The 13,982-nt window shown below is 73.3% G+C and carries 11 protein-coding genes and 1 tRNA gene; 4 read left to right on the forward strand and 8 right to left on the reverse strand.

Annotated features, from left to right (window positions below; translation table 11 throughout):
- Positions 1 to 88 precede the first annotated feature (88 nt).
- The 5 genes from NFX44_RS18265 to argS all read right to left on the reverse strand — a co-directional run bounded on the left by NFX44_RS18265 (position 89) and on the right by argS (position 8,988).
- On the reverse strand, positions 89 to 3,346 hold the full coding sequence (locus NFX44_RS18265) for an efflux RND transporter permease subunit (RefSeq protein ID WP_262284761.1): 3,258 nt from the start codon (positions 3,344 to 3,346) through the stop codon (positions 89 to 91).
- A gap of 121 nt (positions 3,347 to 3,467) precedes the next feature.
- On the reverse strand, positions 3,468 to 4,517 hold the full coding sequence (gene thrC, locus NFX44_RS18270; RefSeq protein WP_262284762.1) for a threonine synthase: 1,050 nt from the start codon (positions 4,515 to 4,517) through the stop codon (positions 3,468 to 3,470).
- Positions 4,518 to 4,631: 114 nt separating this feature from the next.
- The gene (locus NFX44_RS18275) at positions 4,632 to 5,942 is read right to left on the reverse strand and encodes a homoserine dehydrogenase (RefSeq protein WP_262284763.1); all 1,311 of its coding nucleotides are present in this window, start codon (positions 5,940 to 5,942) and stop codon (positions 4,632 to 4,634) included.
- Positions 5,939 to 7,324, reverse strand: coding sequence for a diaminopimelate decarboxylase (gene lysA / locus NFX44_RS18280; protein WP_262284764.1), 1,386 nt, complete (start codon positions 7,322 to 7,324; stop codon positions 5,939 to 5,941). The genes NFX44_RS18275 and lysA overlap by 4 nt, the downstream gene beginning before the upstream one ends.
- On the reverse strand, positions 7,324 to 8,988 hold the full coding sequence (gene argS / locus NFX44_RS18285; protein WP_262284765.1) for an arginine--tRNA ligase: 1,665 nt from the start codon (positions 8,986 to 8,988) through the stop codon (positions 7,324 to 7,326). The genes lysA and argS overlap by 1 nt, the downstream gene beginning before the upstream one ends.
- Positions 8,989 to 9,086: 98 nt before the next feature.
- Between argS and NFX44_RS18290 the strand changes: the two genes are divergently transcribed.
- The 4 genes from NFX44_RS18290 (at position 9,087) to NFX44_RS18305 (ending at position 11,585) form a co-directional block, all read left to right on the forward strand.
- Positions 9,087 to 9,893, forward strand: coding sequence for a DUF3105 domain-containing protein (locus tag NFX44_RS18290; RefSeq protein WP_262284766.1), 807 nt, complete (start codon positions 9,087 to 9,089; stop codon positions 9,891 to 9,893).
- Between the two features lie 10 nt (positions 9,894 to 9,903).
- A complete protein-coding gene (locus NFX44_RS18295; RefSeq protein WP_262284767.1) occupies positions 9,904 to 10,578 on the forward strand; it encodes a DUF305 domain-containing protein in 675 nt (224 codons plus the stop codon).
- Positions 10,579 to 10,757: 179 nt separating this feature from the next.
- Positions 10,758 to 11,453, forward strand: coding sequence for a winged helix-turn-helix domain-containing protein (locus tag NFX44_RS18300; RefSeq protein ID WP_262284892.1), 696 nt, complete (start codon positions 10,758 to 10,760; stop codon positions 11,451 to 11,453).
- 60 nt (positions 11,454 to 11,513) lie between these two features.
- Positions 11,514 to 11,585, forward strand: a tRNA-Arg gene (locus tag NFX44_RS18305).
- Positions 11,586 to 11,629: 44 nt separating this feature from the next.
- Here the strand turns inward: NFX44_RS18305 and ligD are convergent.
- The 3 genes from ligD to NFX44_RS18320 form a co-directional block, all read right to left on the reverse strand.
- Positions 11,630 to 12,589 carry a non-homologous end-joining DNA ligase gene (gene ligD, locus NFX44_RS18310; RefSeq protein WP_262284768.1) on the reverse strand — a complete coding sequence of 320 codons (960 nt, stop codon included), beginning with the start codon at positions 12,587 to 12,589 and terminating at the stop codon, positions 11,630 to 11,632.
- 105 nt (positions 12,590 to 12,694) lie between these two features.
- Positions 12,695 to 13,174: a cupin domain-containing protein gene (locus tag NFX44_RS18315; RefSeq protein WP_262284769.1), complete on the reverse strand. Its 480-nt coding sequence runs from the start codon at positions 13,172 to 13,174 to the stop codon at positions 12,695 to 12,697.
- A complete protein-coding gene (locus NFX44_RS18320) occupies positions 13,171 to 13,959 on the reverse strand; it encodes an isocitrate lyase/phosphoenolpyruvate mutase family protein (protein WP_262284770.1) in 789 nt (262 codons plus the stop codon). The genes NFX44_RS18315 and NFX44_RS18320 overlap by 4 nt, the downstream gene beginning before the upstream one ends.
- Between the last annotated feature and the right edge of the window lie 23 nt (positions 13,960 to 13,982).

Below are 13,982 nucleotides of genomic sequence, written 5' to 3' on the forward strand. Positions count from 1 at the left end.
ACCGCCGGCGGGAGGGTTTCCACCGTCCCCCGAAGGGGAGAGGTGACCGTCCCCGGCGGGGGACGGCCACCTCTCGGGGCTCCGGGGGTTACTCCGGCGGGAGCGGGGACCGGCGGCTCTTCGGCAGGCGCAGCACCTCGAACTGGTCCGTACCGTCGACAAGCGCGGCCGACGGCACCGGCCGGGTCGGCTGCTCGGCGACCGGGCCACCGGCCTCGGCCGGGCCCTCACCGCCCCCGACGGTCACCGGGACGGGCGCCGGCGCCGGCGCCTCGACGGGCGCCGGGGCGCCCCGCCGGCGGGCCCGGCGCTCGCGGAAGGACTCCTTGGTGCGCTCCACCATCGTGTAGAGGGTCGGCACCAGGATCAGCGTGAGCAGCGTCGAGCTGAGCAGACCACCGATCACCACGACGGCCAGCGGCTTGGAGATGAAGCCGCCCTCACCGGTCAGGCCGAACGCCATCGGCAGCAGCGCGAACACGGTGGCGACCGCGGTCATCAGGATCGGTCGCAGCCGGCGCCGGCCGCCCTCGACCACCGCCTCGGTCACGCCCATGCCCTGTCCCCGGTACTGGTTGATCAGGTCGAGCAGCACGATCGCGTTGGTCACCACGATGCCGACCAGCATGAGCACGCCGATCAGCGCCGGCACGCCCAGCGGGGTGCCGGTGAGCAGCAGCAGGCCGATCGCGCCGGTCGCCGCGAACGGCACGGAGATCAGCAGGATCAGCGCCTGGGTCAGGCTGCGGAACGTACCCACCATGATCAGGAAGACGATCGCGATCGCGGCCAGCACGGCCAGCCCCAGGTCGGCGAAGGCGTCGGCCTGGTCGGCGCTGACCCCGCCGATGACGAACGTCGCTCCCGGCACGTCCAGGGCGTCCAGCTTCTTCTGCAGCTCCTGGGTGGTGGCGCCGAGATTCGAGCCGGTCGCCGTGCCGGTCACCGACACGCTCCGCTCGCCGTCGATCCGGGTCACCTGCTGCGGGCCCTCGACCTGGTTGACGTCGGCGATGTCGTCCAGCTTCACCGGGCCGACCGGCAGCGCCCGCAGCTCCGCCACGCTCAGCGGCGGCCGGGCCCCGGTGCTCAGGACCACGTCCTGCGGGGTGCCGTCCAGGGTGACCTGGCCGAGCGGCGCCCCCCGGTACGCCTGCGCGACGACCTGGCCCACCGCCGCCTCGGTCAGCCCGGCGCGCGCCGCGGCGACCCGGTCGACGGTCACCTCCACCCGGGGCACCCGGGTGGCCAGGCCGGTGGTGACGTCCTCGACGCCCGCCGTGCCGGCCATCGCGTTCCGGACGGCCTCGGCGGCCCGGGTCAGCGTGTCCTGGTCGGCGGCCTGCACGACCACCTCGAGCTGGTTGGCGCTGGCGTTCTGGCCACCGCCGAAGGTCAGCTCACCGGCCTCCGGGCCGAGCCCGTCGAACTCCGTGCGCAGCTTCTCACGGACCTCGGCCGCGTCGGTGTCGTCGCTGAGCGCCAGCGACCAGGAGGCGGTGTCGTTGCCGCCGCCGGCCCACGGGTTGTCGCCGCCGCCCGCGCTGACCTGGTACGTCTCCACCCCCGGCGTACGCCGGAGGATCTCCTCCACCCGGGCGGCGGCCTGGTCGGTGCCGGTCAGCCCGGTGCCCGCCGGCAGCTCCTGCTGGATGGCCAGGGTGTCCTGGCCGGAGTCGTCGAGGAAGTTGGTCTCCAGCTTCTGGGCCAGGCCGAACGTGCCGAAGAGCACCAGCAGGCCCAGCGCCACGGTCGCCCAGCGGGTGCCGCGGGACCGGGTGGCGAAGCCGATCACCGGCAGGTAGCCCCGCTGCAACGGGCTGCGCAGCTCCTTCTCCGCGGCGGCGCGCCGGGCGGCGGCCTCGTCGGCCCCGCCGCGCGGCGGCTTGAGGAACCAGTACGCCAGCACCGGGATCACGGTCAGCGAGACCAGCAGCGAGGCGAGCAGGGCCACCGTCACGGTGATCGCGAACGGCGCGAAGAGCTGCCCCACGAAGCCGCCCACCAGGGCGATCGGCGCGAAGACGGCGACCGTGGTGAGGGTCGAGGCGGTCACCGCGCCGGCCACCTCGCGGACCGCGGCCAGGATGGCGTCCCGCTTCGGCTCGCCGTACTCCAGGTGTCGTTTGATGTTCTCCAGCACCACGATCGAGTCGTCGACCACCCGGCCGACGGCGATGGTCAGCGCGCCGAGGGTGAGCAGGTTCAGCGAGTAGTCGCCGGCCCACAGCACGATCAGCGCGACCAGCACCGACAGCGGGATGGACACCGCCGTGACCACGGTGGAGCGGACCGAGAGCAGGAAGACCAGGATCACCACGACGGCCATGAGCAGGCCGAGCAGGCCCTCGGTGGTGAGGCTCTCGATGGACCGCTCGACGAACGGGGCCTGGTCGAAGACCACGGTCAGGTCGGCGCCGGAGGCGGCCTCGAGCTCGTCCAGGCGGTCCCGGATGTCGTGCGAGATGGCCACCGCGTTGCCGTCGGGCGAGGCCGTGACGGCGATGCCGAGGCTGGGCTTGCCGTTGGTGCGGGTGAAGCCGGTGGCCGGGGCGAGCTGCTGCTCCACCCGGGCCACGTCGCCGAGGCGCACCGGGGCGGCGGGGGTCGTGCTGATCACGATCCCGCGCAGGTCGTCGACGCTGCGGATCGGGGTGCCGACCTGCACCGGCAGCGAGCGGCCGCCGTCGATCACCGCGCCGGCCGGCAGTGCCACGCCGTTGGTCTTCAGCGCCTGGGCGATGGCGGTCGGGGCCAGCCGGGCCGCGGCCAGCTTCGCCGGGTCGGGAACGATCGTCACGACCTGGTCGCGGGCGCCGGTCACGTCGACCGTGCGGACCCCGTCCAGCCCCTCCAGGTCGGGTACGACGGTGGCGCGCAGCTTCTCGGCCAGGGCCTGCTCGTCGCCGTCGCCGGTCGCGGCGACCACCACGGCCGGCAGGTCGTCGGTGCTGCCGGCGATCACCTGCGGGTCGACGCCCTCGGGAAGCTGGGCGTCGATCCGGCTCAGCGCGGTCTGCATCTTGTTGACCACGTCGTCCAGGTCGGTGCCGAACTCGTACTGCACCTGGACGGTGGCGGAGCCCTCGCGCGAGGTGGAGGTGACCTTCTCCAGCCCCGGGATGCCCTGGAGGCTGTTCTCGATCGGCTCGGCGACCTGGGACTCGACGATCTCCGGCGCGGCGCCCGGGTACGGCGCCACGATGAAGGCGGCGGGGAACTCCAGCGACGGCAGCAGCTGCTGCTTCAGCGACGGCACGGCGAACGCCCCGAACGCCGTGGTCACCAGCGCGATGAGGGCGATCAGGCCCCGGTTGGCGAGACTGAATCTGGCGAGCAGCGACATGGGCGTTACGCACTCCTGGAAAGGGGTGTACGGGGTGGGATGAGTCTGCCGCACGCGATCACGCACGCAGCCACTGGCCCCGGCCGGCGTGACGCCGCCCGCTGCAGCCGGCGCGGGCCGGTCAGACCAGGTCGAGGGAGCGCGCCGCGGCGAGGGCGTCGTTGGCGATCGTCAGCGGGGCGGGGGCCGTGGAGATGGCCCACTCCGGGTCCTTGAGGCCGTGGCCGGTCACCGTGCAGACCACGGTGGCGCCCGCCGGCACCCGACCGGCGGCGGCCTGCTGGAGCAGGCCGGCCACGCTGGCCGCGCTGCCCAGCTCGACGAAGACCCCGACCTCGCGGGCCAGCAGCCGGTACGCGGAGAGGATCTCCCGGTCGGTGACCGCGGAGATCAGACCCTCGGACGCCTCCCGGGCGTCGATCGCCTTGGTCCAGCTCGCCGGGTTGCCGATCCGGATGGCGGTGGCGATGGTGGACGGCTCCGGCACCACCTGCCCGGTGACGATCGGCGCCGCGCCGGACGCCTGGAAGCCGTACATCTTCGGGGCCTTCGTGGCGTTGCCGTCCCGCCGGTCCTCGGAGTAGCCCATCCAGTAGGCGGAGATGTTGCCGGCGTTGCCCACCGGCAGGCAGTGGATGTCGGGCGCGTCGCCGAGCGCCTCGACGATCTCGAACGCGGCGGTCTTCTGCCCGTGCAGGCGATCGATGTTGACCGAGTTGACGAGCGCGACCGGGTAGTCCTGGGCGAGCTTGCCGGCCAGCGCCAGGCAGTCGTCGAAGTTGCCCTGCACCTGGAGCAGCTTGGCCCCGTGCACCAGCGCCTGGGCCAGCTTGCCCAGCGCGATCTTGCCCTGCGGCACGAGCACCGCGCAGGTGATCCCGGCGCGGGCCGCGTACGCGGCGGCGGAGGCGCTGGTGTTGCCCGTGGAGGCGCAGATGATCGCCTTGTCACCGGCCTCGACGGCCTTGGAGACGGCGACCGTCATGCCCCGGTCCTTGAACGAGCCGGTCGGGTTCGCACCCTCGACCTTGAGCCACACGTCGGCGCCGACCCGGGCGGAGAGCACCGGCGCCGGCAGCAGCGGCGTGTTCCCCTCGTGCAGGGTGACGACGGGAGTGGCGGCGGTGACCGGCAGCCGGTCGCGGTACGCCTCGATCAGACCCCGCCACATGTCGCGCTCCTCGCCTCTGCCGCCCCGATCGCCGCGGGGCCCCTACCAGCGTGGCCCAGCCTCCCGGACCGGCCGCCGGCACACCCCCTGATAACCATCAGGCGGGACGGTCGGCTACGCCCCGCCCTCGACCCGCAGCACGCTCGTCACCGAGCGGACGATGTCCAGCCCGCGCAGCTCGTCCACGGTGGCGGCGAGCGCGGCGTCCGGCGCCACGTGGGTGACGATGACCAGTTCGGCGTCGGGGCCGCCGCCGGCCGGGCCCTGCCGCACGGTGGCGATGGAGACCTCGTGCCGGGCGAAGACACCCGCCACCGCCTCCAGCACACCCGGGCGGTCGGCCACGTCCAGGCTGACGTGGTAGCGGGTGAGCGCCTCGCCCATCGGCCGGACCGGCAGGTCCGCGTACGCCGACTCGCTGGCTGCGTGAACCCCGGCGAGGCGGTTGCGGGCCACCGCCACCACGTCGCCGAGCACCGCGCTGGCGGTCGGCGCGCCGCCCGCGCCCCGGCCGTAGAACATGAGCTGCCCGGCCGCCTCGGCCTCGACGAACACCGCGTTGAACGCGTCGCCGACGCCGGCGAGGGGGTGGGTCAGCGGGATCATGGCCGGGTGCACCCGGACGCTGACCGTCTCGCGCCCGGCCGCGTCGGTGCCCCGGGCCGCGATGCAGAGCAGCTTGATGGTGCAGCCCATGGCCTTGGCGCTGGCCACGTCGGCGGCGGTCACCTCGGTGATGCCCTCGCGGTGCACGTCGGCGGCGGTGACCCGGGTGTGGAACGCCAGCGAGGCCAGGATGGCGGCCTTCGCGGCGGCGTCGAAGCCCTCGACGTCGGCCGTCGGGTCGGCCTCCGCATACCCCAGTTCGGTGGCCTCCTCCAGGGCCTCGGCGAAGCCCGCGCCGGTGGCGTCCATGGCGGAGAGGATGAAGTTGGTGGTGCCGTTGACGATGCCGGTGACCCGGTTGATCCGGTCGCCGTGCAGCGACTCGCGCAGCGGGCGCAGCAGCGGGATGGCTCCGGCGACGCTGGCCTCGTAGTAGAGGTCGGCGCCGCCCTCGGCGGCCGCGTCGTGCAGCGTCGCGCCGTCCTCGGCGAGCAGCGCCTTGTTGGCGGTGACCACGCTCTTGCCGGCGCGCAGCGCCTCGACCAGCCAGGTGCGGGCCGGCTCGATCCCGCCGACGACCTCGACCACGACGTCCACGTCGTCCCGCTTGATCAGGCCGAGCGGGTCGGTGGTGAACAGGGCGGGGTCGACCGGCAGGTCGCCGCGGTCCCGGCCGAGCCGGCGGACGGCGATGCCGGCGATCTCCAGCGGGGCGCCGATCCGGGCGGCGAGGTCGGCCGACTGCTCGTGCAGCAGCCGCACCACGTCGCTGCCGACCGTGCCGCAGCCGAGCAGCGCCAAGCGAACGGGTGAGGTCATCCCACATCCAATGCGAGCAGGTCGTCTTCGGTCTCCCGGCGGACGATCAGCCGGGCCCGACCGTCGCGGACGGCGACGACCGGGGGCCGCGGGACATGGTTGTAGTTGCTGGCCATGCTCCGGCAGTACGCCCCGGTGCCGGGCACCGCGACAAGATCTCCGGGCTGCACGTCGGCGGGCAGGAATTCATCCTTCACCACGATGTCCCCGGACTCACAGTGCTTTCCCACCACGCGGGCGAGCATGGGCTCGGCGGCCGAGGCCCGGTTGGCCACCGTCGCCGAGTAGGACGCGTCGTAGAGCGCGGTGCGGATGTTGTCGCTCATCCCCCCGTCGACGCTCACGTAGGTGCGGATGCCATCGACGTCCTTCACCGTGCCCACCTCGTAGAGGGTGAACACGGCCGGACCGACGATGGCCCGGCCGGGCTCGATGGACAGGTGCGGCACGGCCAGGTTCTCCGCCGCGCACTCCCCGTCGACGATCTTGCGCAGCCGCTTGGCCAGCTCGTGCGGCGCGGCCGGGTCGTCCTGCGTGGTGTACGCGATGCCGAAGCCGCCACCCAGGTCCAGCTCGGGCAGCTCGACCCCGCGCGCGTCGCGGATCTGCGCCTGAAGGGCCAGCACCCGGCGGGCGGACACCTCGAAGCCGCTGGCGTCGAAGATCTGCGAGCCGATGTGCGAGTGCAGACCGCGCAGCTCCAGCACGTCCTCGTCGAGGATCTTGAAGGCGGCCGCCGCGGCCGCGCCGCCGGCGAGGGAGAAGCCGAACTTCTGGTCCTCGTGCGCGGTGGCGATGAACTCGTGGGTATGTGCCTCCACGCCGACGGTCACCCGGACCAGCACCCTCGGCCGCACCCCGCGCTCGCGGGCGATCGCGGTGAGCCGGTCGATCTCGGCGAACGAGTCGACGATGATCCGGCCCACCCCGGCGTCCACGGCCCGGGTCAGCTCGGCCACGGACTTGTTGTTGCCGTGGAAGCCGATCCGCGCGGGCTCCATGCCGGCCGACAGCGCAGTGGCCAGCTCACCCCCCGTGCAGACGTCGAGGAACAGGCCCTCCTCGGCGATCATCCGGACCACCGCCCGGCAGAGGAACGCCTTGCCGGCGTAGTAGACGTCGGCGTCCGGGAAGGCGTCCCGGAACTCGCGGCCGCGGGCACGCAGGTCGTCCTCGTCCAGCACGTACACCGGGGTGCCGAACTCGGCGGCCAGGTCGCGGACGTCCAGGCCCGCGACCGTCAGGGCGCCGCCCGCGCCGCGCGCCGCGTTGCGCGGCCACAGCTGCGGGACCAGCTCGTTGACGTCGACCGGCGGACGCAGCCAGGCCGGACCGCGGTTGCCGATGTCGCCGTGCAGCGCACCGGCCTCGTGCGCCCGCATTACATCCGCTCCGGAGCCGAGACGCCCAGCAGGCGCAGGCCGTTGGCGATGACCACCCGGGTGGCGTCGTTGAGCCAGAGCCGGGCCCGGTGCAGGTCGGTGGCCTCCTCGTCGCCGCGCGGCAGGATCCGGCAGTTGTCGTAGAACCGGTGGTAGGCGCCGGCCAGCCGCTCCAGGTAGCGGGCCACCAGGTGCGGACCACGCAGCTCGGCCGCCGAGGAGACCACGGCGGGGAACTCGGCGAGGGCCTTGAGCAGCTCGTTCTCCTTCTCGTGGGAGAGCAGCTCGGCGTGGAAGCCGGCGGCCTCGCCCCGGGTCAGCCCGACCTCGGCGGCGTTGCGGCCCACGCTGGCGGTGCGGGCGGCCACGTACTGCACGTAGTAGACCGGGTTGTCGCGGGTCGCCCGGGTCCACAGCTCCACGTCGATGTCGATCGGCGAGTCGCTGGAGTAGCGGGCCAGCGCGTAGCGGGAGGCGTCCACGCCGATCGCGTCGACCAGGTCCTCCAGGGTGACCACCGTGCCGGCCCGCTTGCTCATCCGCACCGGGGCTCCGTCGCGGAGCAGGTTGACCAGCTGGCCGATGAGGATCTCCAGGTTGCGGTCCGGGTCGTCGCCGAAGCAGGCGGCCATAGCCTTCATCCGGCCGATGTAGCCGTGGTGGTCGGCGCCCAGCATGATCACCACGCGCTCGAAGCCGCGCTCGCGCTTGTCCAGGTAGTAGGCGCAGTCCGCGGCGAAGTAGGTCCACTCGCCGTTCGACTTGCGCAGCACCCGGTCCTTGTCGTCGCCGAAGTCGGTGGTGCGCAGCCAGGTGGCGCCCTCGGACTCGTAGAGGTGACCCTGCTCACGCAGCCGGTCGAGCGCCTTGTCCAGCTCCCCCCGGTCGTGCAGGTCCTTCTCGTTGAAGTAGGTGTCGAACTCCACGCCGAAGTCGCGCAGCGACGACTTGATCTCGGCGAACATCAACTGGACACCCTCGACCCGGAACACCTCCTGGGCGGCGTCCTCGGCCAGGTCCAGCACCTCGGGCCGGCGCTTGACCACCTCGGCGGCGATCTCCGCGATGTACGCGCCGCCGTAGCCGTCCTCCGGGGCCGGCTGGCCCTGCGCGGCGGCGAGCAGCGAGCGGGCGAACCGGTCGATCTGGGAGCCGGCGTCGTTGAAGTAGTACTCGGTGCCCACGTCGGCGCCGGTGGCGCGGAGCAGCCGGCTGAGCGCGTCGCCGACGGCCGCCCAGCGGACCCCGCCGATGTGCACCGGGCCGGTCGGGTTCGCCGAGACGAACTCCAGGTTGATCCGCTGGCCGGCCAGGGTGTCGCTGCGGCCGTACGCCGGGCCGGCCTCGACGATGACCTTGGCGAGCTGCCCGGCGGCGGCCGCGTCGAGCCGGATGTTGAGGAAGCCCGGGCCGGCGATCTCCACCGACTTGATCCCCGACGCCTTGGCCAGCTCGTCGGCGAGGGCGGCGGCCAGCTCCCGCGGGGGTACGCCGACCTTCTTGCTGAGCTGCAGCGCCAGCGTCGAGGCGTAGTCGCCGTGCTCGGGGCTGCGGGGTCGCTCGACGGTGGTCTGCGCGGGCAGCGCGGAGCGGTCCAGGCCCCGGTCTTCGAAGACGGCGTGGGCTGCGGCGAGGACGACCTCGGCGAGTTCTGCGGGAGTCACCGAACCATGTTATCGGGGGTAGACTCGGTCCCCGCGGCGGCGACCCAGCATGTGAACGGCCCCGCGGCTCCCCTGACCGACCGACCTGACGAGGCACGATGAGCATCAGCACCCCGGGCGGCCCGGAACGCCGTCCCACCGTGGTCAGCACCGGCAAGAAGCCGGCCGCCGGCCGGCCCGCGGCTGCCGACAAGCCCTCCGGCGGCAAGGGCACGACGCGGCCGACCGGCGGCAAGGGCCGCAAGCCGGTCACCCCGGTGAAGGTGAGCCAGGGTCGCGCGTGGGGTCCGATCGCGCTCTTCGTCGCGGTCGGCGTGCTGGCGGTGGGCATCATCGGCGTGGGCGCGTGGGCGGTCTACCAGGGCGCTCAGCCGTGGGAGAAGCGGGCCGACGCGATCAACGGCATCGTCGACTTCCGCAAGAAGGACAAGGACCTGGTCAAGGGCGGCCAGCACCAGGCGGGCCCGCTCAAGTACGACGTGCTTCCGCCGGTGGGCGGCCCGCACAACCAGGCCTGGCAGAACTGCATGGGCGACGTCTACGACGCCCCGATCGCCAACGAGCACGCGGTGCACAGCCTGGAGCACGGCACGGTCTGGATCACCTACCGTCCCGACCTGCCCGCCGACCAGGTGGCCAAGCTGAAGGCCAAGGTGCAGGGCAAGGAGAAGATGATGCTCAGCCCGTTCGAGGGGCTGGACAAGCCGATCTCCCTCCAGGCCTGGGGCTTCCAGCTCAAGGTCGACAACGCCGACGACGGCCGGATCGACGAGTTCATCAAGACGCTGCGCGTGAACGCCTCCGTCGAGGGCCCGACGGCGCTCTGCGACCAGGGTGTCACCGCCACCGGCACCACCCCGCGCGACAACCTGGGCAACAACATGCCCGAGCAGCCGACCCAGTGAGGACGCCGCGATGACCGCCGCCGCGACCACGGACACCGACCTCGACGAGGCCCCGGTCACCGACTCCGGTGACCGGAGGGCCGCGCGGCGCTTCGGCGTCCTGGCCCTGGCGGCGGCCGTCGTGGTCGGTCTCCTCCTCGGGTACGCGGGTGGTCTGCTCACCCCGACGCTCACCCGTCCGGGCGAGAACTCGGCGGAGGCCGGCTTCGCCCGGGACATGACCAGCCACCACGCCCAGGCCGTGGCGATGGGGCTGCTGGCGTTCCGGCAGGGCCAGGACCCGGAGGTACGCCAGATCGGCGGCGACATCGCCACCGGGCAGCAGGGCGAGATCGGCACCATGCAGACCTGGCTGCGCTCGTGGAACCTGGATCCGACCGGCGACCAGCCGCCGATGGCGTGGATGTCGGACGGCCCCGGGCTGGTGAAGAACGGCCTCATGCCGGGCATGGCCACGCCGGAGGAGATGGCGAAGCTGCGGGGCGCCACCGGGCGCGAGTTCGACGTGCTCTTCCTGCAGATGATGATCCGCCACCACGTCGGCGGGGTGCACATGATCGACGGGATCCTCGACCAGGGGCACGACGACGACGTGCTGGCGGTCGCGCAGGTCATGAAGAACACCCAGCAGAAGGACCTGGCCAACCTCTCGGCGGCGCTCAAGCGCCTGGGCGGCACGGTGTAACGCCTGATCGTCCCGGAGGGCCCGTGTCGTGCGCGACACGGGCCCTTCGCGTACCTCCGGTGGGCGCTGCCCGTTATGCCGGTTTATAACGGTTTGGGTCATACAACCCATTGCACTGCTTGGAGACTTTTCTCCACACATATCGTGACCAGTTGCGATTCGGGCTCGTTGCGCAGGACGTGGGGGTTGCACTCAGAGACGCAGGGCGGTCGGTGACCAGTTGGTGCCGACGTCACACCATCGGCGGTGACGGGGCGGTGGCAGCCGTCCGTCGCGGACTGCGGCAGGGCGAGCCGGGAACGCTCAGCCGCGAACAGGAACTCGAACTGATCGACATGCTCCGGGGCGTCCACCCCGACGAGTTCGGCCTGGACGAGGAGCTCTGGACGCGACAGAGCCTCACCACCCTCATCGAGCGCCAGTTCGAGCTGACCATGGACGCCGGCACGGTCGGGGCGTACCTGCGGGCCTGGGGGTTGGGTCCGCGCGAGCCCCGGGAGCGGGCCTGCGGGCTCTGCGTCGGCGCGGTCGAACGCTGGGTACGCAGCGAGTACCCGTCGATCACCCGGGCCGCCCAGGAGCACGCCGCGGAGGTCTACTGGATCGGCCGCGTACGCCTGCGCGGCACCATGCCGGCGGCCGACGTGATCTCCGCAGTCTCGTCCCGCGGCCGGGTGCGCTTCATGATCACGACTCCGTCGGTGGACCCGCCGCTCCCCCGCGACTTCGTGCTGCGGCTCAGTGGCGCCGAGGAGCGCACGGTGCACCTGATCGTCGACGGTTCCTGGCCGCGCAACGAGTGGCCCCGGCGCCTGCCGCGCCGCATCGTCCTGCACCCGCTGCCGAGCTGCGGCCGCCCCGTCGCCGCCGCCTGACCCGCCGGGTGCCGATTCGGTGATCCGGGAAGGGGTTTGCTACTCTTCTCGGGTCGCTGAGCCCCCGTAGCTCAGGGGATAGAGCACCGCCCTCCGGAGGCGGGGGCGCAGGTTCGAATCCTGCCGGGGGCACAGACACGAGAAGCCCGGGCCGCTGGCCCGGGCTTTTTCGCTGCTCAGCCGGCCTCGCGGCGGGCCTTCGCGCGGCGCTTGCCCTCGTGCATGGCCTGCACCCGGGCCACCGGGATGGTCCGTCCCTCGGCAACCAGCTCCTCCGGCAGCCGCTGTGGCGCGGGCAGCGCCTCCGCCCACGGGTCCCGGTCGCCGAGCAGCCCCGGCACGGTCTTCACCGTGAAGTCGGCCGGGGTCGCCGCCTCGACATCGGCCCAGCCGACCGGGTACGACACCGGCGTGCCGGGCCGGATGCGCGGGCTGTACGCGGCCACCACGGTCGCACCGTACGACCGGGTGGAGTCGACGAAGACCCGGCCGCCCCGGTCCTCGACGATGAAGGCGGTGGTGGCCAGCGCCGGGTCGAGCCGTTCGGCCCGGGCCGCGAGGGCCCGGGTCGCCGCGGCGGCCTCCTCGGCCGTGGTCGCCGGGTCCACCGGCACGATCACGTGCAGGCCCTTCGCCCCGCTGGTCTTCACCGCACCGGCCAGCCCCGCGTCGGTGAGGGCCTGCCGGACCAGCAGCGCGGTGCGGACCGCCACGCCGAACGAGTCGCCCGGCGGCGGGTCCAGGTCGAGCACCAGGTGGGTGGGGTGCTCGGGGTCGCCGGCGTGGCCCAGCGTCGGGTGGTACTCGACCGCCCGCTGGTTGGCGAACCAGAGCAGCGTCCGCCGGTCGTCGCAGAGGGCGTACGAGATGTCGCGGTGCGAGGCCTCCGCCCATACCGAGGCGCGGCGCACCCAGTCCGGCGTGTACTTCGGCAGGTTCTTCTGCATGAACGGGTCCTGGCCGGGCCGCACCCGGACCACCGACAGCGGCCGGTCCCGCAGCCCGGGCAGCATCCGCTCGTGGACGGCGTCCAGGTAGTCGACCAGGTCGCGTTTGGTGGCCCCGGCCCCGTCGAACAGCGGTTGGTCCAGGTTGGTCAGTGACACCCCGGCCCGGGTCTCGTCAGCGGCGCCCATCCGCCCACCTTCCCGGGCCGGGCGCGGGTCGGCAACCCCGACACGGGTTCCCGGCGATGCGCGGTCGCCCCGGCCCGGCCGGCGTGGCCTCCGGCGGGGTGCCGATCAGACCCAGAACGTGTCGTGCCGCAGGAAGAACTCCGTCCGCTCCTCCTCGGTCCTGCCGGCCAGGTCCAGCAAGCCCTCGAAGTAGCCCTCCCGCGGCGCACCGGGAGCGAAGTGCAGCAACATCGAGGCCCGCTCGCCGGACTCGTTGCGGAACGCGTGGACGCCACCCTCGGGGACGTGCACGAAGTCCCCGGGCGCCGTGTCGATCCACCGCCGGCCGTCGTAGATGCGTACGGTCCCCGAGAGGATGAAGAAGGACTCCGAGATGGACCGGTGGAAGTGCGGCGACGGGCCGCTCGGCTGCGGTCCCATCTCCCAGCGGTAGAGGCCGAACTGCCCGTTGGTCGACGCGCCGGTGGCCAGGAAGTGCGCCGAGCCGCCGGACGGATAGACCAGTTCCGCGGGATGATCCGCCGGCCGGTAGGTGGCCGACTGCTCGCCCAGGTCGCCCGAGTAGCGCGGCGGCGGGTAGGTCACCGGGCCTCCTCTCCGATCGGGAACGCCTCGTGGCCCGCCGAGATCGCGGCGAGCATCCCGACGATACGGGCGCGGGCGGCCGCGTAGAGGCCCGAGCCGTAGCTGATCCGGGCCACGCCGAGGGCGGCCAGCTCGCCCGGGCTGGGGGCGCCGGGCCGGGCCATGACGTTGACCGGGGCGTCCACCTCGGTGACGAGATCGCGGATCTGCTCCGGGTCGGCCAGCAGGATCGGGTAGACGCTGTCCGCCCCGGCGGCCCGGTAGCGGCGGGCCCGGCGCACCGCCTCGGCGAGCCGCCCCTCGGCCGGCCCGTACGCCCGCAGGTGCACGTCGACCCGGGCGTTGAGCACCAGGTCCACGCCGGCCGCGCCGGCCGCCGCCCGGATGCCGGCGAGCAGGTCCGCCTGCTCCTCGACGTCGTACAGCTCCCGGGTACGCGGGTCGGAGTCCTCGATGTTGCAGCCCACCGCCCCGGCCGCCAGCAGCCGCTCGACCAGCTCGGCCGGGCGCAGCCCGTACCCCCGTTCCAGGTCGGCGGTGACCGGGACCGGCACGGCGGCGGCGATCCGGCCGACCGCCGCGAACATCTCGACCACCGGCGTGGCCTCGCCGTCCGCGTGGCCGAGCGCCTCGGCGACCGCGGCGCTGCTGGTGGCGACGGCCGGGAAGCCGGCCGCGACCACCGCCCGGGCGGACCCCGGGTCCCAGGCGTTCGGCAGGATCAGCGGGTCCCCGGGGCGGTGCAGCGCGCGCAGCGCGGCGGCCCGCCGGCTCAGCTCGGTCATGCGGCCAGTCTCGCCGCGCCGGC

Source organism: Micromonospora sp. MA102, from assembly GCF_025460765.1.
Classification (GTDB): Bacteria; Actinomycetota; Actinomycetes; order Mycobacteriales; family Micromonosporaceae; genus Micromonospora; species Micromonospora halotolerans.

Coding starts and splice junctions, on each gene's coding strand:
- NFX44_RS18265 (WP_262284761.1), bottom strand. CDS start 3,346: ATGTCGCTGCTCGCCAGATTCAGTCTCGCCAACCGGGGCCTGATCGCC.
- thrC (WP_262284762.1), bottom strand. CDS start 4,517: ATGTGGCGGGGTCTGATCGAGGCGTACCGCGACCGGCTGCCGGTCACC.
- NFX44_RS18275 (WP_262284763.1), bottom strand. CDS start 5,942: ATGACCTCACCCGTTCGCTTGGCGCTGCTCGGCTGCGGCACGGTCGGC.
- lysA (WP_262284764.1), bottom strand. CDS start 7,324: ATGCGGGCGCACGAGGCCGGTGCGCTGCACGGCGACATCGGCAACCGC.
- NFX44_RS18290 (WP_262284766.1), top strand. CDS start 9,087: ATGAGCATCAGCACCCCGGGCGGCCCGGAACGCCGTCCCACCGTGGTC.
- NFX44_RS18295 (WP_262284767.1), top strand. CDS start 9,904: ATGACCGCCGCCGCGACCACGGACACCGACCTCGACGAGGCCCCGGTC.
- ligD (WP_262284768.1), bottom strand. CDS start 12,589: ATGGGCGCCGCTGACGAGACCCGGGCCGGGGTGTCACTGACCAACCTG.
- NFX44_RS18320 (WP_262284770.1), bottom strand. CDS start 13,959: ATGACCGAGCTGAGCCGGCGGGCCGCCGCGCTGCGCGCGCTGCACCGC.